At 70.1% G+C, this 18,554-nt stretch carries 14 protein-coding genes; 9 read left to right on the top strand and 5 right to left on the bottom strand.

All coding sequences use genetic code 11. The features are described 5' to 3' along the window. Window positions 1–31: 31 nt before the first annotated feature. The 4 genes from ACGFIO_RS31625 to ACGFIO_RS31610 all read left to right on the top strand — a co-directional run bounded on the left by ACGFIO_RS31625 (window position 32) and on the right by ACGFIO_RS31610 (window position 6,346). Entirely contained in the window at window positions 32–811 is a 780-nt protein-coding gene (locus tag ACGFIO_RS31625; protein WP_392832036.1) for a SigB/SigF/SigG family RNA polymerase sigma factor, read from the top strand. Between the two features lie 121 nt (window positions 812–932). After that, on the top strand, window positions 933–2,498 hold the full coding sequence (locus tag ACGFIO_RS31620) for a DUF6345 domain-containing protein (protein WP_392831669.1): 1,566 nt from the start codon (window positions 933–935) through the stop codon (window positions 2,496–2,498). A gap of 119 nt (window positions 2,499–2,617) precedes the next feature. Continuing rightward, window positions 2,618–3,142 carry a VanZ family protein gene (locus tag ACGFIO_RS31615; RefSeq protein WP_392831666.1) on the top strand — a complete coding sequence of 175 codons (525 nt, stop codon included), beginning with the start codon at window positions 2,618–2,620 and terminating at the stop codon, window positions 3,140–3,142. A gap of 120 nt (window positions 3,143–3,262) precedes the next feature. Beyond that, window positions 3,263–6,346, top strand: a complete 3,084-nt coding sequence (locus tag ACGFIO_RS31610; RefSeq protein ID WP_392831664.1) for a BTAD domain-containing putative transcriptional regulator — start codon at window positions 3,263–3,265, stop codon at window positions 6,344–6,346. A gap of 147 nt (window positions 6,347–6,493) precedes the next feature. Here ACGFIO_RS31610 and ACGFIO_RS31605 read toward each other — a convergent pair whose 3' ends face one another. The 5 genes from ACGFIO_RS31605 to ACGFIO_RS31585 all read right to left on the bottom strand — a co-directional run bounded on the left by ACGFIO_RS31605 (window position 6,494) and on the right by ACGFIO_RS31585 (window position 12,573). Then, window positions 6,494–7,405 carry a calcium-binding protein gene (locus tag ACGFIO_RS31605; RefSeq protein WP_392831661.1) on the bottom strand — a complete coding sequence of 304 codons (912 nt, stop codon included), beginning with the start codon at window positions 7,403–7,405 and terminating at the stop codon, window positions 6,494–6,496. Between the two features lie 100 nt (window positions 7,406–7,505). Beyond that, the gene (locus ACGFIO_RS31600) at window positions 7,506–7,841 is read right to left on the bottom strand and encodes a hypothetical protein (protein WP_392831659.1); all 336 of its coding nucleotides are present in this window, start codon (window positions 7,839–7,841) and stop codon (window positions 7,506–7,508) included. A gap of 112 nt (window positions 7,842–7,953) precedes the next feature. After that, window positions 7,954–8,427 carry an SRPBCC family protein gene (locus tag ACGFIO_RS31595; protein WP_392831657.1) on the bottom strand — a complete coding sequence of 158 codons (474 nt, stop codon included), beginning with the start codon at window positions 8,425–8,427 and terminating at the stop codon, window positions 7,954–7,956. Between the two features lie 163 nt (window positions 8,428–8,590). Next, complete coding sequence (locus ACGFIO_RS31590; protein WP_392831654.1) at window positions 8,591–10,405, bottom strand: polysaccharide biosynthesis protein; 1,815 nt, start codon at window positions 10,403–10,405, stop codon at window positions 8,591–8,593. Between the two features lie 299 nt (window positions 10,406–10,704). Then, the gene (locus ACGFIO_RS31585) at window positions 10,705–12,573 is read right to left on the bottom strand and encodes a DUF4012 domain-containing protein (protein WP_392831652.1); all 1,869 of its coding nucleotides are present in this window, start codon (window positions 12,571–12,573) and stop codon (window positions 10,705–10,707) included. A gap of 281 nt (window positions 12,574–12,854) precedes the next feature. On the opposite strand from ACGFIO_RS31585, the gene ACGFIO_RS31580 reads away from it, so the two are divergent. From ACGFIO_RS31580 to ACGFIO_RS31560, 5 genes are read left to right on the top strand one after another with little or no spacing between them, the layout of a single operon-like run. After that, window positions 12,855–13,895 carry a polysaccharide biosynthesis protein gene (locus tag ACGFIO_RS31580; protein WP_392831649.1) on the top strand — a complete coding sequence of 347 codons (1,041 nt, stop codon included), beginning with the start codon at window positions 12,855–12,857 and terminating at the stop codon, window positions 13,893–13,895. After that, a complete protein-coding gene (locus tag ACGFIO_RS31575; RefSeq protein ID WP_392831647.1) occupies window positions 13,892–14,968 on the top strand; it encodes an NAD-dependent epimerase/dehydratase family protein in 1,077 nt (358 codons plus the stop codon). Before ACGFIO_RS31580 ends, ACGFIO_RS31575 begins: the two co-directional genes overlap by 4 nt. Continuing rightward, entirely contained in the window at window positions 14,968–16,215 is a 1,248-nt protein-coding gene (locus ACGFIO_RS31570) for a glycosyltransferase family 4 protein (RefSeq protein WP_392831645.1), read from the top strand. The genes ACGFIO_RS31575 and ACGFIO_RS31570 overlap by 1 nt, the downstream gene beginning before the upstream one ends. Next, entirely contained in the window at window positions 16,212–17,330 is a 1,119-nt protein-coding gene (gene wecB / locus ACGFIO_RS31565) for a non-hydrolyzing UDP-N-acetylglucosamine 2-epimerase (protein ID WP_392831642.1), read from the top strand. Before ACGFIO_RS31570 ends, wecB begins: the two co-directional genes overlap by 4 nt. Continuing rightward, complete coding sequence (locus ACGFIO_RS31560) at window positions 17,300–18,544, top strand: glycosyltransferase (RefSeq protein WP_392831639.1); 1,245 nt, start codon at window positions 17,300–17,302, stop codon at window positions 18,542–18,544. Before wecB ends, ACGFIO_RS31560 begins: the two co-directional genes overlap by 31 nt. The last annotated feature ends 10 nt before the right edge of the window (window positions 18,545–18,554 follow it).

The raw sequence follows: 18,554 nt of genomic DNA, 5'->3' as shown, positions 1-18,554 counted from the left end.
AGGCCCGCCGCGCGCCAGAAACGCCGCCGCCCTGTCGCTCGGCCGGAATGCCGCCGCCGAGCCCGACTCGGCCGAGCACGCCGGTGAGTTGATCGCCGCCCTGGCCGCGTTGCCGCCCGGTCACCCGTCGCGGCCCGCGCTGCGCGAGCGGACGATCGAGGCGTGGGTGCCGATGGCGCGGCGCCTGGCCGGCCGCTACGGCGGACGCGGCGAGCCGGGTGACGACCTCGGCCAGGTCGCGATCGTCGGCCTGATCAAGGCGGTCGACCGGTACGAACCCGGCCGCGGCGTGGAGTTCGCCGGCTTCGCCATCCCGACGATCCTCGGTGAGCTGCGCCGCCATTTCCGCGACCGCACCTGGTCGATCAAGGTGCCGCGCCGCCTGCAGGAGCTGCGGCTGGCCATCACCGCCGCGAACAACGACCTCACCAACAGCCTGGGACGCTCCCCCACGGTCGCTGACGTCGCGGCCCACCTGGAGGTGACCGAGGAGGAGGTGCTGGAGGGCCTGGAGGGCGCGAACGCCTATCAGGCGACCAGCCTGTCCACACCGGTCACGGCGGCGGGTGGCAGCGAGCTGAGCGAGACTCTGGGTCAGATCGATCACGGGTACGAGCTGGCCGAGGCCCGCGTGGCCCTGGTTCCCGCTCTGGCCGCCCTGAGCGAGCGCGAGCAGAGGATCATCGCGCTGCGTTTCTACGGCAACCGGACCCAGCAGGAGATCGCCGAGCAGATCGGCGTCTCCCAGATGCATGTTTCCCGGCTGCTGACGCGGGCGCTGGCCAAGATGCGCCGGCAGCTGGACAGTTGAATCCGGCCGGGGACTATGACGAAATTGTCGGTAAGCCGATGTTTAGGTTGAAAATGGACAGACCAGACATATCTTGCTAGTGCGCTGACCTGCGCCTAAAGCAAGATCTGGAGAAATCTACATGCGTGTTCTATTCGGGGTGGCGGCGCTGGCCGCACCCTTGGTGATCGTTGCTCCGCAACCGGCCCTCGCCTCGCTGCCGCCGGTACTGCCGGTGTACGAGGTACGTTCGGCCGGGCTGACCCCACTGCAGACCGCGGCCCTGGGCAAGGCGTTCGGGCTGCGCGACGTCGTGCCTGAGGACGATGGTGGCGTTCGCTTCACCGCCGGCGACGCGTTCCTGGCCGTACCGACCAAGCCGGGCAAGCGCGGCACCGACGAGGACGGCAACGTCACGACGACGCCGGTGCTGGATGTGGCCGCGCTCAAGCGGATGAAGCCGATCCCGGCCAAGACCGCACTGACCAATGCGGCCCGCGCTCTGGCCGCCGCCCGCCTCGCGCCCGGCGGTCGCGCCAAGGCGAGTAACACCACGATCCGGGCCGTCGACCGCAACGGCCGTTCCACCGTCAACGCCGCGATCGACACAACGATCTCGTACGCGCAGAGCCTGGCCGGCCTGCCCTACGAGGGGCCGGGCGCCAAGGTCCGCGTCGCCTTCGACGGCAAGGGCAAGGTGTCCAGCCTCTTCTACAGCCGCCGCACGCTGGTGCAGAGCGGCAGCGTGGCGGTGCTCGACGCGGCCGGGTCAGTGCAGCGTTGTGCGCGATTCATGGGTACGGGCGTACGCGTGACCTCCGCGACGCCGTTCTACTACGCGCCGGCCCTGTCCACCGGCCTGAAGACCCTCGAGCCCAGCCTGCGCTGTTCCGGGGTGGACGCGAGCGGCGCCGCCGCCCAGGTCGTGACCCTGCCGGCGGCGGTCGACGCGTCCCTGCCGACGATGCCGGTGCCGCAGCCGCCGCGCGAGTCCGCACCCACGGCCCGCGCCTACCAGCGGGTCGACGTGGGCAGTGAGGGCACCGGGGCCTGCTCCGGCCTGCCGCACACCAAGCAGAACCTGGCCTCGTTCAACGGCCAGTTCACCGGCCGTGGCATCCCGGTCGAGTTCAGCTGGAGCGACGCCAACGCCTGGGAGCGTGACTTCAAGGACCCGGCGTTCGGCGGCAACGACAGCAACTACGCCGATCACGTGGACATGACCTACTGGCAGGGGCACGGGTCGCCGACCGGCTTCAGCTTCTCCGGTTGCAGCACGCATGACGACGCCAAGCTGTCCAACACCGACGCCCGCTGGGGCAACGGCGACGTGGAGTGGATGAGCCTGTTCACCTGCCTGATCCTGGAGCAGGGCTCGGGCAACACCAGCTGGTGGAAGCGGTGGGGGCCGGCCTTCGCCGGGCTGCACCAGATCAACAGCTTCCACACGGTCTCGTACCACAGCTCCGACCACGGCAGCCAGTACGCCAAGTACCTGCTGCGCAGCAACCCGCTGCAGGTCCGCAAGGCTTGGGCGATGGCGTCGATCGACGACCAGCCGTCCGATGTGGTCTGGGCCAACATGGGTGTGATCGGCTCCGGCGGCGCGGTCGACATCAACGACTACTTCTGGGGCCGTGGCCCGGTCGGTGCCGACATCCCGGCGGCGGCGATCACCGGCTACTGGTACATCTCCGGCAACTCCTGACGATCGGCTTTCCCGGGCCGCATTCCTTTGGGGTGCGGCCCCTTTTCCTGTCCGAGTCACTGACCCCGCCCGGGTGACGAACGCCCGACGCCTCGCATATACACACATATCGTGCAGACATGGATTTCAGGGAAAGCCTCTGGGCCTTTGTCCAGCAGCCGTTACCGCTGCTGGTGCTCGCGGCCGCCTTGGCGCTGTCCTGGCCGCTGGGCGCTGTCCTGGCCCGCCGGCGCCGCTGCTCCCGAACCGGCGCGAGCCTGTTCCTGGGCGCGACCGGGCTGGTCGCCGCGCTGACCCTGACGCCCAGCACCCTAGCGGGCGGCCCGGACTACCCCCACTTCCTGACCCTGCTGCACCACACGCCGGGGGCGCTGCGCGGTCAGCTGTTCGGCCCGCCGGCCGACATCGAGCAGATCGCCAACATCGCGCTGTACGTGCCGATCGGCGTGTTCGGCCGGATGGTGTGGCCATCCGTCACCCGGGCGACGTTGGTCGGCCTGGCCCTGACGGCCGGGATCGAGCTGTGCCAGTACGACATCGCGGGTCGCGCGGGGTCGCTGACCGACATCCGCAACAACATGATCGGCGCGTTCGTCGGCGCGCTGCTGACCGCGCTGGCAATTCGCCGGCGTCGGTCGTCCTGATGGACCGGGGACAACGGGGTACGGGGCTCGTCGAACGCCCGCCGCCCGCGCCCGCGAGTCCGAACTTCAACAAGCCGACAAATGATCGGATCCGCGGAAAAGCGTCGATACTCTTCGGTCGTGCGCAGGGTCCGGCTGCTTGGAAGCATCGATGTCGTCGTGGGGGATCAGGTCAAGCGACTGCCGGGGCAGCGCCGCCAGGCCGCCCTCGCCGCCCTGGCGCTCCGGTCCGGGTCGATCGTCGAGACGGACGCCCTGATCTCCGCCGTCTGGGGTGACGACCGGCCGGCCACCGCCGCGAACACCATCCAGAACCACGTCTCCTTCCTGCGGTCCCTGCTGGAGGATCGGGACGCGATCGAGTTCCGCGAGCCGGGCTACCTGCTCGTTGTCGAGACCGATGTGCGGGAGGCGGAACGGCTGCTGGCCGAGGCCGCGACCGTCACCGACCCGGATCGGCGGGTCGAGTTGCTGCGGGCCACGCTCGGCCTGTGGCGCGGGCCGGCTCTCGCCTCGCTGGGTCGCCTGCCCTGGTTCGCCGACGCCGTGCAGTGGCTGGCCGGGCTGCGCAATCGTGCTGAGGGCCTGCTCGTGACGGCCCGCCTCGATCGGGGCGAGCACGACCAGGTGCTGCCCGAACTGGAGCGGCTGGCCCAGGACCGGCCCTTCGACGAACGGCTGCAAGGGCAGCTGATCATGGCGCTCTACCGCGTCGGCCGGCCGGCCGACGCGCTCACCGCCTACCAGAGGCTGCGTGCGGCGCTCGGCGCGGAACTCGGCGTCGACCCGAGCCCCGAGCTGCGCGAGCTGGAGGTCGCGATCCTGCGGCACGACCCGGTGCTGCGACCGGATCCCGAGTTGTCGCAGCCCAGCCCGGCGGCGCCGGCCCAGCTGCCCGCCGCGCCGGCCGACTTCACCGGCCGGCTGGCCCAGATCGCCCGGCTGGACGCCATGCCCGACGCACCCGGACTGCCCATCATGGTGATCGCCGGGCTGCCCGGCTCGGGCAAGACGGCGACCGCGGTCCGGTGGGCGCACCGCGTCCGCGACCGCTTTCCGGACGGCCAGCTCTTCGTCGATCTGCAGGGCTACGCCGACGGCCCGGCCGTACGCCCAATCGACGCCCTGACCGGGTTTCTGAGCGCCCTCGGTGTCCCGTCGCCGCAGATCCCGGTGCACGTCAACCAGGCCGCCGCTCTCTACCGCACGCTGTTGTCCGGGCGCCGGATGCTGATCGTGCTGGACAACGCCGGCCAGGCCGACCAGGTGCGCCCGCTGCTGCCCGGCGGAGCCGGCTGCTTCGTCCTCGTCACCAGCCGTGACCAGCTGGGCGGCCTGGTGGCCCGGGACGGCGCACGCCCGTTACCGCTCGACACGCTCGACCCGGCGGAGAGCCACGAACTGCTGACCCGGGTGCTCGGGCTCGAGCGGGTGGCGGCCGAGCCGGAGCCGGCGGAGCGACTCGCCCAAGCCTGCGGTCATCTGCCCCTGGCGTTGCGGATCGCGGCGGCCACGCTGCTGCTGCGACCGGAGCTGCCGATCGCCGCCCTGGTCGAGCGGTTGCGGGCCGACTCGCTGGGCACGCTGACGATCGACGGCGATCCGCGGGCCGGTGTCGAGGCCGCGTTCGACGCCTCCTACCGCGCCCTGCCCGACCCCGACCAGCGATTGTTCCGCCTGCTCAGCCTGGTCCCGGGCCGGCATGTCAGCACCCCGGCGGCGCGGGCCATGGCGGGGCCGGAGGCGGTCGCGGCGCTGGGCCGGCTCGCCGCCGCCCACCTGCTCGTGCGGACCGGCGACCGTTTTCAAAGGCATGACCTGATCCGTACGTACGCAGCGCAGCGCGCCGCCCGCGAGGAGACCGCCGAGCTGCTGGCCACCGTTCAGAACCGCCTCTACGACTGGTATCTCGGCATGGTCGGCGCGGCCGCCGCTCTGCTCTATCCGCACATGTTGCGGTTGCCCGAGCGGATGCCGGAGACACCGTTCGCGTTCGCCGACCATCGGGCCGCCACCGACTGGCTGGACGCCGAGCGCGCCGATCTCGTGGCCGCCATCCGGCACGGTGCGGCCGACGTCCGCCTGCGGCACGCCGCGGTGTTGCTCGCCGACGGCCTGCGCGGGCATTTCCACCTGGGGCGTCATGTCGCCGAGTGGCTGGTGGCGGCCGAGGCCGCGCTCGACGCCGCCGGCGACGACGGCCACGCCCGGGCCGCGGCCCATCACAGCCTGGGCACCGCCTACCGGTGCGCGGCCGATCTGGAGACCGCGTCCGCGCACTACGCCGAGGGGTTGCGCCTGTCCCGGGCGGTCGGCTGGAGCGAGGCCGAGGCCACCGCGCTGGGCAACCTCGGCATCGTCGGCCACGGTCGCGGGCGGCTGGCGCAGGCCGTGGAGCACCTGACCAAGGCGCTCACGGTGGACCGCCGGACCGGCCGGCACGCGGGAGTGGCGAACAACGCCGGCAACCTCGCCGCGGTCGTTCTCGACCAGGGCCGGCTCGCCGACGCGGTCGCCCACTACACCGAGGCCCTGGACCTGAATCGGCGCTCGGGCAGCCGGCACGGCCAGTCGCTCTGCCTCACCGGGCTGGGCCGCGCCTTACGCGAGCAGGGCCGTCCGGTGGAGGCGGAGGCCCGGCTGACCGAGGCGATCCGGCACTGCGCCGAGTTGGGCGACCGGGACGGCCTGGCGATGGCGTACGTCGGGATGGCCGATGTCACGCATGACCTGGGCCGTACCGTCGTGTCGGCCGGGCATGCCCGCGAGGCGCTGGATCTGGCCCGGCAGACCGCCGACACCCGGACCGAGGCGCTGGCGCTGATCAGCCTCGGGCCGGTCAGCGGGTCGGCCACGGCGGCGGCCGAGCTGTACCGCGGCGCGTACGAGCTGGCCGTCGGCGCGGGCGTGCCCGGCACCCAGATCAAGTCCCTGCTGGGTCTGGCCGAAGCCGCCCTCGAGCTGGGCGACCACGGCGCGGCGCACCGCCACGCGGTCACCGCCCGGACCCGGGCCGCCTCGTCCGGCTATCGCGTCCTGCACGGCTCGGCCTGCCTGCTCGCGGCCCGCGTGCACCTGGCCGGTGGGGACACCGGCGCGGCGGAAAGGGAGACGCGGCAGGCTCTCGCCCTCCACCGAGCGTGCGGGTACGCCGCGGGGGAACGCCACGCCACGTCCGTACTCTCCGAACTCGCCGTGCGATAGCGGCCGGCCCCGGCGGCGGGTGCCACCGGAGCCGGCCGTGGTCGTCAGGGCAGATCGATGCCGTTGTCCCTCACTACGCCTCGCAGGACGACCGCGTGTCGGTGGATTCGGTCAGGCAGGTGTCGAAGCCGATGTCGTTGTCCCCCACTACGCCTCGCAGGACGACCGCGTGTCGGTGGACTCGGTCAGGCAGGTGTCGAAGCCGATGTCGCCGTCGGCCAGGTCGCCGCCCGCGTTGTCGTTCGCCTCCAGCCGGTCGTCGCCGCCCTCCCCGCGCAGCGTGTCCTTGCCGGCCCCGCCGACCAGGATGTCCGGTCCCGGGCCGCCGTTGAGCCGGTCGTCGCCGTCGAAGCCGAGGAAGATGTCCTGCGCCGACGATCCGGTCACGGTGTCCCCGAACGGGCTGCCGTAGATCGTCTCCACATCGGAGCGAACGTTGTCGCCCTCACCGGTGGTGCCGTCGTTGGCCGCGTTGTCGATGGTGACGGTGACGCCGGCGCCAGAGATCTGGTACGTGACGATGTCCGGCCCCGGACCACCGTTGAAGGTGTCCGGTCCGGTGCCGCCGTCCATGAACTCGCCGCCGGCGCCGCCGCTGAGCGTGTCCCGCCCCGGTCCGCCGGAGAGCGTGTTCCCGGAGGGCGAGGGGCCGGCGTTGAGGGTGTCGTCGCCCGAACCGCCGTTGAACTTGCCGCGCGCGTTCACCGTCTTGGTCAGCGTGTCGCTCAGGTCGCCGCCGTTGAGCGTGATCGTGTCCTGCGATCCGAGCGGGCAGATCACCGCCGCCCCCGACTGCGTGCACCCGGTACCGGCGCTCAACGTCTCGCCGACCGCGCTGATGACGACGGCCGCCGAGCCGGACGGCGCCGCGGTGGCGTTGTGGGCCTGCGCCGTCGACAGGGTCGCCACGATGTCGGTCCCGCTCTTGAAGACCAGGCCGGAGGCGTACGCCGGGGCGGCCAGCAGCGCGGCCGGCCCGATCGCGGCGACCACCACCACTCCCGCGTAGCGCATCATCCGGCCGCGGCGACGGCGGGACGGTGCCAGGTTCGTCTGCATGTGAGAGCCTTCCTGTCCGCGGTCACGACGGCGTTCGCCGCGACCGTGGACAGGCTGCCCAGCGCCCCTGGAACGGCCCTGGAACCGGACTGGAGCCGGGTCAGTCCTCGCTGATGTCGTGGGACGTCACCCAGGGCGGGACCCGGTGCCGGGTGGACGGCCAGAGGCGTCGGGTCGGCAGATCCATCAGCCGGTTGGACAGCACGTGATGCGACCGTACGACCGGAACGGGCTCGTCCACCTTGGCCGCCCGCGGCCGGGCCGCCGCCTCGGCGACCAGATTCCGGAAGTGGCGAAGACGTGAATAGAATGCGCGCTTTCTGGCCGCGGCCAAACTGTGAGCGCCTATCTTCAAAAGGCGATGCCGAGTCACGTACACGACAATGGCGATGCCGCCCAGAAACGCGAGGGCCAGAAGAAAAACATCGATTCGCACACCATCAAAATATAAGGATCAGACGTTTCTCTCACCGCCCGGCGATATCAATGTCCGGCGATGATCGGAGCCACCCGAGCCCAAACGGACGAACCAGATCGTGCCGTAACCACTACCCAGAGTGGGAGTCGCCGCCCGGCGCGGCCCGCGCGGTCAGTTCTCTCGTCAGATTGTCGAGGGTGCGGTTGAGGACGCGGCGGACGCCGGCCCGGACCAGCGTGCGGTCGAGCAGCCCCGACAGTCCCGGGCGCGGCTCGTAGGCGACCGCGATCCGATAGTGGAGGCCACTGTCGCGGGCCTCGAAGTAGCGTTCGTGGCGCATCGCGGGCAGGCCGGCCTGCGCGGAGTCGTAGATGACGACCTCGGGGCGGACCACCGTCTCCATGGTCATCCGCATCGCGGTGGGCCGCCCGGCGAACATCAACCGCAACCGCATCTGGTCGCCGGCCCGCGACCACGACGCGCCCGGCGTCTCCACCTCGATCAGGTCGGGCCAGTAGTCCGGCCAGTTCACCGGGTCGGTGATGTAGTCGAAGGCGGGCGCCGCGGCCATCGGGAAGTCCCGGGTTCCCTCTACACGGATCATGGGAGTCGAAGGTAGCGGCGAAGGCTCACGGTCGATACCGATGTGCCCGTACGCCCTCGTCACTCGAGCGCAACGGATCCAGGGCGCGGGCGCCGCGGACACGTCGCCGGCGACTTCCCGTCGGAAGTCAGGAGCGCGGCGACGTGCCGGGCCACACTGTTCGTCAGTTGATGGTCGGGGCCCGCATCACGATCGTCTGCCGGAGGTCCACGGGGCCGGCCTGGCGGGCGATGTGCGCGGGGGCGCGCCCGGCGACCGCCATCCGGTCGGTGCGGCACAGCTCGGCCAGGTCCCGGGTGACGTCGTCCGGCTCCGCGTCGGGGGCCAGGACCAGCACGAGGTACGGGTTCAGGGCCGGCACGCTCACGTGCGAGATCAGCGGGTGCAGCGGGCGTACGTCGACCTCGTCCTCGCCGAACAGGTCCTCGTGCAGCTTCTCGCCCGGGCGCAGGCCGGTGTAGACGATCTCGACCGGGGTGTCGGCGTTCTCGGCCATCTGCTTGGCCACCTGCGCGATCGGCACCGGTTTGCCCATCTCGAGGACCAGCGCCTCGCCGTCGCCACCGATCGCGGCGGCCTGGATGACCAGCTGCACGGCCTCCTGGACGGTCATGAAATACCTGGTCACCTGCGGGTCGGTCACGGTCACCGGTCCGCCGGCGGCGATCTGCGCGGCAAAGGCGGTGAGTACGGAACCACGGCTGCCCAGCACGTTGCCGAAGCGGACGCTCAGGTACGAGCCGGAGCCGACCGTGGCGGCGTGCGCGGTGAGCCGTTCGGTGATGCGCTTGGAGAAGCCGAGCACGCTGGTCGGGTTGGCGGCCTTGTCGGTCGAGATGTTGACGAACCGCTCGACGTCGACCGCGGCCGAGGCGTGCAGAACGGTCTGCGTACCCCACACATTGCTCTTGAGAGCCTCGCCCGGGTAGGCCTCGAGCAGCGAGAGGTGCTTGAGCGCCGCGGCGTGGAAGACCACCTGCGGGCGGCGCTCGGCGAAGATCGCCGCGATGCGGTCGGCGTCGCGCAGGTCGGCCAGGATGAGCTCCGGGCTGTCGAGCAGGGCGCGGCCGTGGATGCTCAGCTGCACGGCGTGCAGCGCGGACTCGTCGCGGTCGAGCATCATCAGCTCGGCCGGCTCGAACCGGTGCAGCTGCCGGCACAGCTCCGATCCGATCGACCCGCCGGCCCCGGTGACCAGGACCCGCTTGCCCTTGAGATAGCCGGCGATCGCGTCGAGGTCGGTGTCGACCTGGTGCCGGCCGAGCAGGTCGGCGATGTTGACGTCGCGTACGTCGGACGCGCTGACCGTGCCGTCGAGCAGCTCACCGAAGGACGGCACGACCTTGAAGTCGGCGCCGGCGTCGAGCACCCGCCGGCGGACGTCGCGGATGGTCACCGCGTTCACGTTGGCGACGGCGAAGATGACCGTACGGGCACCGGTCTCGGCCAGCGCGGCCGCGAGGTTCTCCCGGCCGCCCTTCACCGCCACGCCGTTGACCCGCAGGTTGCGCTTGAGCGGGTCGTCGTCGATCAGCCCGACCGGTACGTACTGGCTGTCCGGGTCCTGCATCAGCGACCGCAACAGCCGCTGCCCGGCCGCCCCGGCGCCGAACAGCAGGACCGGCGTGGCCTGCCGAGCGTCGGGGCGGAGGCGGCGTTCGTGCTGGAGCCGGCGTACGTAGCGGACCGCGCACATCACGACCAACGCGACCGGGCCGCCGACGAGCGCGGCACTGAGCGGCAGCGGTCGTCTGGGCATGGCCAGGTCGATCGCGACCAGCAGGACGACCACCGCCAGCACGGTGGTGAAGACGGCCCGGACCTCCTCGAAGGTGCCGAAACCGTAGCGGCCGCGATACAGGAACTGCTGGTGCCCGATCACCGTGTGCAGAACCATCGCGACGGCCACGGCGATTCCGGTGGCCGTCATCGGCGCCGCGGCGAAATCGTCGTCGTACCGCGCGACCACGGCCGCCATCAGGCCCAGTGCCCAAGCGGCGGAATCCACTAACCAGGGTCCGGCAATGCGCGTCCGCTGCTCCGCGTTGTCCGCCCGCCGAATCCGCTCTGCTAATGACATACGGCCTCTTCACCGATGGTGGATGCTGACTGGAACCGTTTGTCACGTCGCCCGACGGGACCGGCTCGATATGCACAACGCCTATCGGTCACGGGAGTACATGCGCAGTTCGGATGACAACACCTGTCCATATGGCGGATGGCTGACGGATTTGGGGAGCAATTCCGCGTTATCCGAGAATTGCTCGGCAATTTTGTTCAGGCGCAGGCGGCTCCGGGCTCGACGGCGGTCTGCCACGGCCGCACCCCTGGCGTCGTCCACAACCGCGGCCGGATCGCGCCGTCCTTCGGCAGCTCACTGGGCTGAATCGTGATGTCGTAGGTCTGCTTCGCACCCGGCACCAGATCGGCGGTCAGCACGGCGACGAAACGACCGCGCTCGATTCCCGCGCCGAATTCGATTTCCTGACCCTCGGATGTGATTCCGACCACAGCCGCATTGGTCGGGCTGAAGACCATGACGTTGGTTCGTGAGGTGTATTTGTTGCCGCTCAGGGCCAGACCCGTGACGTACGCCGGAAGCCCGGTCGTCGGCGCCGTCGACCCGAGCGTCAGCTTCAGGTGCATCTCCCGGCCGCCGTCCTCGTCACAGGCGCCGACCGTGAGCGCCGCCGTCTGCGTCAGGTAGTAGCTGAGCTTCGCGCCCGTGCCGTCGTTCAGGAACACCCCGACGGTCGGCGAGGCCGGGTCATCCACCGGCAGCCGCCCCTCCAGCACCGTGCCGGCCAGGATCTGCTGCTCGGCCGGGTCGGCCGACCACATCAGCAGCCGCCGCTCCCCCGCCGCCCGCCCCAGCTGCGTGACCATGCCCTTGGCGTCACCCTGCCCCTTGATCAGCGCCTCGAACGTGGCCCGCGCGGCCCGCGCGAAGTAGGCGTCCTGGGCCGTGGGCTCCGGGTATTTCGCGTACGCCTCGGACAGCAGCACCCGCACCGCGTTGTCCGCGGTCAGCGGCTCACCCTGCGGCAGCTTCACCGCGCCGGTGGCCTTGAGCAGGTAGGACAGGGCGACCGGGTCGGTGGCCAGCACACCGTTGACCGTGACGCCGGACCGCTTGCGGTACATGTTCCGCATCAGCGACGCCGCGGTCGGGTAGTCCGGGGTGAGGTTGACGTCGGCCGGGAAGACCGCCGGCCGGTCGGTGTAGAGCGACTGCTGGTCGAGGCTCAGCGTCTGCACCGGCGGACTGAAGGTCTTCAGGTCGCTGGCCGCCGTGCCCTGGTCGGTGATCGTTACCGCGCCGGCGTCGGCATGCACGACGATGTACGCGCCCGGCATGCCGCCGGTCGCCCGTACCTCGGCGTTGTTCTGGAAGAGCACGAGGTAGTTGCGCGGCCCCTGCGCGCCCAGCATGCCCGGCAGCAGGCGAGCCGCCCGGTCGGCGGTCGACACCAGTTCCTCGGCCTTCCCGAGCCCCGCCGACAACTGCGTGACCGCGGCCTCGACCTGGCCCACCAGCCCGTCGACGGGGATCCCCTGGACCTCGGCGTGCGCATTCCGGATGACCGTGAGACCCGCGGCGATGCGCGGCGCGGCGGTGTTCAGCGCGGTCATGTCGACCCGCCCGTTCTTCGGCGCCAGCGTCTTCGGGTCGAGCCCCGCCGCCACGTCCATCAGCGCCGGCAGCCCGTTGAAGGCCAGGTCGTCGAGAACCTTCGCCACGGTCCCAACCGCGCGCAGGTCGTCGCCGAGGATCGGCGCCTTGCCGGCCAGCCCCCACAGCGCGCCGTCGGTGTCCTCGTGCGCCGCCTTCGTCTCGATCTGCAGCGCGGCCAGCGTGCCTTTGGCCGCCGTCACGTCACCGGTGCGAATCTGCTGCTCCAGCTGCGCGAACAACCCGGCCGCGGTCTGCAGGTGGCCCTTGGCCCGGAATCCGCTGACGCCGACCATGCCCAGGGTCACGAGCAGGGCGGCGACCAGCCCGGCCGCGGCCAGCAGGATCGGCTTGCGCCGCCCCCTCTTCTTGACCGGCTCGGTCGGTCCTTCGTTCGCTCGACGCACCCGCTTGAACTGGATGCGCGACGGCTGCTCCGGTGGCTCGAACGCATATCGTTCTTCATTCTGCACGGGCGATCGATCCTCTATGAAAGAGCGGCGTCAGGCCGACGGCCGCAGATTGACAAACGAGTATGGGTGCCAGATGTGTACGGCGGGAGCGTCCGAACCTCGCCATTCTCTGACTAACGGATCAAGCCCGCCGAGATGATCGGACTACCCCTTTAAGGTGAAAGTCCCGCGATCACCAGTGTCGAAAGAATCCCACTGGCGTTGTCCGACACCCGGCCGCCGAGCGTTCGTTGGATCCGGAAGAACAGATCGTCTCTCAGCGATGCTCGGAGGACCCCGCCTTGTTGCCCTCGCTCAAGGACCAACGCTTTCTCATTACCGGCGGCACCGGTTCGTTCGGCCAGACGATGGTGGCCCGATTGCTCGCCGCCGGCGCCGCCGAGGTCCGGGTCCTGAGCCGCGACGAGGCGAAGCAGGACGACCTGCGCCGCCGTTTGCGCGACGACCGGGTGCGCTTCTACGTCGGCGACGTCCGCGACCTCGACTCGGTCACGAAGGCGGCCCGCGGCGTCGGCTACGTCTTCCACGCCGCGGCCCTCAAACAGGTCCCGTCGTGCGAGTTCTTCCCCCTCGAGGCCGTCCGCACCAACGTGCTGGGCAGCGCCAACGTGATCGAGGCGTGCGAACGCAACGAGGTCCGCTCGGCCGTCTTCCTCAGCACCGACAAGGCGGTCCTGCCGATCAACGCGATGGGCCTGAGCAAGGCCATGATGGAGAAGGTCGCGCAGGCCCACGCCCGCAACAACCCGACCGCCGCGACCAACGTCTCCTGCGTCCGCTACGGCAACGTGATGTACTCGCGCGGCTCGGTGATCCCGCTGTTCATCGAGCAGATCCGCGCCGGCCGCCCGATCACGGTCACCGAGCCGAAGATGACTCGCTTCCTGATGTCCCTGGCCGAGTCGGTCGACCTGGTCGAGCACGCCTTCACCCAGGCCCAGCCCGGCGACATCCTTGTCCGCAAGGCCGCCGCGTCCACGGTCGCCGATCTCGGCGAGGCGCTCTGCAACCTGTTCGGCGTCCCGTTCAAGATGGAGATCCTCGGCATCCGGCACGGCGAGAAGATGGCCGAGTCGCTGGTCAGCCGCGAGGAACTGGAGCGTGCGGACGACCTCGGCGAGTTCTTCCGGGTTCCCCTAGACAGCCGCGACCTCAACTACTCCCTCTACTTCGAGGAGGGCGAGACCGACCGCGAGCAGGTGTTCGGCTTCGACTCGGCCAACGCTCCGCGAATGACGGTCTCGGAGATCGAGGCGGTCCTGCTCACCCTTCCGGAGGTACGCGCGGAACTCGCCCTCGCGAACCGGCTGGTGGCCGCGTGACCGAGAACCTGGTCATCACCGGCGCCGGCGGCTTCCTCGGCTGGCACGTACGCGTCCTCGCCCAAGCCCTTGATCTTCCAGCCCCGACCCTGGTCGACCGTGAGCTGCTCGCCTCCCCGGCCCGCCTCGCGCCCGTCCTGAGCAGCGCCGACCGGGTGATCCACATCGCCGGCGTCAACCGCGGCGACGACGTGTCGAAGGGCAACGTCGCCCTGGCCCAGCACCTGGCCGACGGCCTGCGGGCGTGCGGCACCCCGCCGAAGGCGGTCGTGTTCGCCAACTCGATCCAGGCCGGCAACGGCACCGCGTACGGCGACGGCAAGGCGGCCGCGGCCGACCTGCTGGCCGAGATCACCCGCTGGTCCGGTTCCGACTTCGCCGACGTGCGACTCCCCAACCTGTTCGGCGAACACGGCCGCCCGAACTACAACTCGGTGATCGCCACGTTCTGCCGCCTCCTCGCCGACGGTGGTGACCCGCAGGTCACCGGCGACCGCGAGCTGGAACTGATGCACGCGACCGACGCCGCCGCCCTCCTGCTGGGCACGACCCGCCAGCGGGCAACCGTCCGCCGCTCGGTGTCGGAACTGGCCGACCAGCTGCGGAGCTTCGCGACCCTCTACGGCCGGGCGGAGTTCCCCGACCTGACCACCCGGTTCGACGTACGCCTGTTCAACACGTACCGCTCGCACCTCGCGCCCGAACCGGTCGCCCTCACCCGGCACCAGGACCCACGCGGCAGCCTGGTCGAGACGGTCAAGGTCCACGGCGGCGCCGGCCAGTCGTACTGCTCGACCACGGTGCCCGGCGTGACTCGCGGCCAGCACTTCCACCTGTCGAAGGTGGAACGCTTCGTGGTCATCGGCGGCGAAGCCGAGATCTGCCTGCGCCGCCTGTTCCACGACGAGGTTCTCCGTTTCCGGGTGTCCGGCAGCGAGCCCGCGGTGATCGACATGCCCGCGATGTGGGTCCACAACATCACCAACATCGGTCCGAGCGACCTGACCACGATCTTCTGGTCCAACAACCTCTTCGACCCCGCCAACCCGGACACGTACCCCGAGGCCGTCTGATGAAGATCGGCATCGTCTCGCAGTGGTACTCGCCGGAACCGGCGCCGATCCCCGCGAGCCTGGCGCAGGACCTGGTCGCCCGCGGCCATGACGTGCGGGTGCTGACCGGTTTCCCCAACTACCCCGAGGGCAGGATCTACCCCGGTTACCGCCAGCGCTGGAAGAACGAATCGCGCCAGGACGGTGTCACGGTCCGCCGCGTTCCCCTCTACGCCAACCACGACAACTCCGGGGCGCGACGCGCGCTGAACTACCTGTCGTTCGCCGCGACCAGCTCAATCGCCGCAATGCGTTACCTGGCCGACGTGGACGTCGTCTACGTCTACCTGACACCGGCAACGGTGTTCGCGGCGGCATCGCTGGTCAACCGCCTGCGCGGGATTCCCGTGGTGATCCACGTCCAGGATCTGTGGCCGGAGTCGGTCACGCAATCCGCGATGGCACCCAGTGGCCGCGTCGGGCGTGCGGTCGACGGAAAGTTGCACGCCATGATGCGGCGCGTCTACCGTTCGTCGGCCGGTGTCGCGGTCATCGCCCCGACCATGCGCGAGCTGGTCGTTGCTCGCGGCGCCGATCCGAGCCGTACCCGCACGATCCTGAACTGGACCGACGAGAAGCTGTTCCAGCCGGTGGAGACCTCGGCGGCGGCGCGGCGGCAGATCGGTCATCGCGGTCGCTGCACGATCATGTACGCCGGGGCCATGGGTCCGTTCCAGAACATCGAGAACGCCGTACGCGCTGCCGCCGAAGTGGCATCCCGCAACGTCATGGACCTGGTCCTGGCCGGCTCGGGCATCGCCGAACCGGTCGCCCGCGCGCTCGCCGCCGAGCTGGGCGCGGACAACGTCCGGTTCCTGGGCCGCCGCCCGATGGACGAGATGGCCGCCCTGTACGGCGCGGCCGACTTCCAGCTGGTCAGCCTGCGCGACCTGCCGATCTTCCGAGGCACCATCCCGTCCAAGCTGCAGGCCGCGCTGGCTTGCGGCACGCCGGTGGTGGTGTCGGTCCCCGGCGACTGCGCCGACCTGGTGGAGACGAACGGTGTCGGCCTGGCCTGCCCACCCGACGACTGGCGTCTGCTGGCCGACCGCTTCCTGCAGGCGTCGAAGCTGCCCGACGACGAACGCGCACAGATGGCCCACCGGGCCCGAACGCTCTACGAAACCCGGATGTCCCGCAAGGCCGGCGTCGATCAGCTCGAGGACATGCTGATCGAGGCGGCCGTGAACGGAAGGCGCAAGCGATGACGAAGGTGATGACCGTCGTCGGCACCAGGCCCGAGATCATCCGCCTTTCCAGGGTGATCGCACGCTTGGACGAAACGGTCGAACACGTCCTGGTCCACACCGGCCAGAACTGGGACCCCATGCTCAGCGACGTCTTCTTCGAGGAGCTGGAACTGCGCAAGCCCGACCGCTTCCTCGGCGTCGACACGTCGTCCCTGGGCCGCGTCCTGGGCGGGGTGCTGGCCGGCGTCGAGGAGGCGATCGCCGAGGAACGCCCCGACGCCTTGCTGGTCCTGGGCGACACGAACAGCTGCATCGCCGCGCTGATGGCCCGCCGCATGAAGGTGCCGGTCTACCACATGGAGGCCGGCAACCGCTGCTTCGACCTGAACGTGCCCGAGGAGACCAACCGGCGCATGGTCGACCACGTCTCCGACTTCAACCTGGTCTACACCGAGCACGCCCGCCGCAACCTCCTGGCCGAGGGCCTGCACCCGCGCCGCATCATGCACACCGGCTCCCCCATGCGCGAGGTCCTCGACCATTACCGCCCGCGGATCGACGCGAGCAAGGTGCTCGACCACTTGGGTCTGGGGGCCGGCGAGTACTTCCTGGTCAGCGCCCACCGCGAGGAGAACGTCGACGACCCCGCACGACTCGGCCAACTGCTGGACTGCTTGCGCGGCGTCCGGGACCGCTGGGGTCTGCCCGTCCTGGTCTCGACCCATCCGCGCACCCGGAAACGCCTGGAACAGCGCGCTGACGATCCGGATTCGTTGGAAAACATCGTCTTCCACGAGCCGTTCGGCTTCTTCGACTACGTACACCTGCAGATGAAAGCCAGGTGCACCCTGTCGGACAGCGGAACCATCAGCGAAGAGTCCGCGATCCTGGGCTTCCCCGCAGTCACGCTGCGGGAGTCCATCGAGCGGCCGGAGGCCCTTGACGCGGGCGCCATCGTCATGGCCGGGATCGATTCGGACGCGGTGCTCGAAGCAGTCAACCTGGCCACCGACGTCGTGACGGACATCCCGGACTACCGGATCAGCGACATGTCGCAGCGGGTCGTCCGCTTCATCGCCTCGACGCATCGTTCCCACGCCGCATGGGCGGGCATCCGCAACACCGGGCGCTGACGATGTCAACGCACCCGACCCGCGTCCAGACCCCGCACTGGACCATGACGACGGTTTCGCCCGGAACGGCCGGGCACTCACGCTCGATCTGCATCGCTACCGTGCACCCCATCGGTGACCAGCGAATCGTTCGTTGTGCCCAGGCTCTGGCGGACGCCGGGCACGCGGTTCACTTCGTCTGGCTGGGGGGTGAGGCGGGCCACACCAGGTATTCGGACGTGCTCGCGGAGACGCGGATCAAGCCGGCGGCATCTTTCCGTGAGCGCGTACGGAAACTGGCGGACGTGACGCGAGCCGCGTGGCGATCCGACGCAGACATCTGGCACATCCACGACTTCTACATGTTGCCGTTCGCGCTGGTGTGGCGGTGGTCCAAGCGCCGTCCGGTCGTGTACGACGTCCACGAGTTCTATCCGGAGTACTACGCCGGTCGACTGCCGTTGCCGGCCGCCCCACGTCGCGTCGCGCGGCGTCTGGCCTGGGCGGTGGAGAAGTGGCTCGCCAAGCGCTTGGGCGCGGTCAACGTGGTCAACGACATCCTCGCCCAACGCTTCCGGAGGGCCGGAGTCAAAGTGTCGGTGACGCCCAATTTCCCGGCGTTGAACGGACGCGGCGGCGCCGTGCGTGAGTTGACGCCGGAGCTGCTCAAACGGGTCATCCACACCGGCACTCTCTCCGCTGGGTATGGAGCGCCCCTGATCCTGGAGACCGCGCACATCCTGGCTGACGTCGCGCCCGACGTCGAGATCACCGTCATCAAGCGCTTCCTGTCCCGGTCCGACCAGATCGCGTTCGAGGAACTCCTCGAGCGTCGCGGGTGTCCGGCGAACCTCACCCTGCTCGAGCCGATGCCGGTCAACGCTCTCGTCGACGTCCTGAGCGGGCACGGAATCGGCCTCTCCGCACTTCAGACGGGCGGGCAGAACGATCTGGCCATCCCGACGAAGCTCTTCGAGTACGTGAGCCTCGGACTGGCGGTCGTGACGTCCGATCTGGCCGCGAGCCGTACGTTCATGGCGGAACATGGTCGCGGCGAACTCGCCGATCCACGGTCGCCGGACGCTTTCGCGAACGGGATCTGTGCCCTCCAGGCCGAAGCCGACAGGGTTTGCGCCCAGGTCAACGAGGCCGCAACGCGCGCCTCCACCTCCATGTCGTGGGAGCGCATGTGTGCCCCGGAGCTTCAACGACTCGTCGAGTCACTGCAGAGGTAGGCCGGCGTGT

This window comes from Actinoplanes sp. NPDC049265 (assembly GCF_043197135.1).
Classification (GTDB): domain Bacteria; phylum Actinomycetota; class Actinomycetes; order Mycobacteriales; family Micromonosporaceae; genus Actinoplanes.
The sequence above is the reverse complement of the archived record's forward strand: the minus strand, read 5'-3'. Positions and strand labels throughout refer to the sequence as shown.

Coding starts and splice junctions, on each gene's coding strand:
- ACGFIO_RS31615 (WP_392831666.1), top strand. CDS start 2,618: ATGGATTTCAGGGAAAGCCTCTGGGCCTTTGTCCAGCAGCCGTTACCG.
- ACGFIO_RS31570 (WP_392831645.1), top strand. CDS start 14,968: ATGAAGATCGGCATCGTCTCGCAGTGGTACTCGCCGGAACCGGCGCCG.
- wecB (WP_392831642.1), top strand. CDS start 16,212: ATGACGAAGGTGATGACCGTCGTCGGCACCAGGCCCGAGATCATCCGC.
- ACGFIO_RS31560 (WP_392831639.1), top strand. CDS start 17,300: ATGGGCGGGCATCCGCAACACCGGGCGCTGACGATGTCAACGCACCCG.
- ACGFIO_RS31620 (WP_392831669.1), top strand. CDS start 933: ATGCGTGTTCTATTCGGGGTGGCGGCGCTGGCCGCACCCTTGGTGATC.
- ACGFIO_RS31595 (WP_392831657.1), bottom strand. CDS start 8,427: ATGATCCGTGTAGAGGGAACCCGGGACTTCCCGATGGCCGCGGCGCCC.
- ACGFIO_RS31605 (WP_392831661.1), bottom strand. CDS start 7,405: ATGCAGACGAACCTGGCACCGTCCCGCCGTCGCCGCGGCCGGATGATG.
- ACGFIO_RS31590 (WP_392831654.1), bottom strand. CDS start 10,405: ATGGCGGCCGTGGTCGCGCGGTACGACGACGATTTCGCCGCGGCGCCG.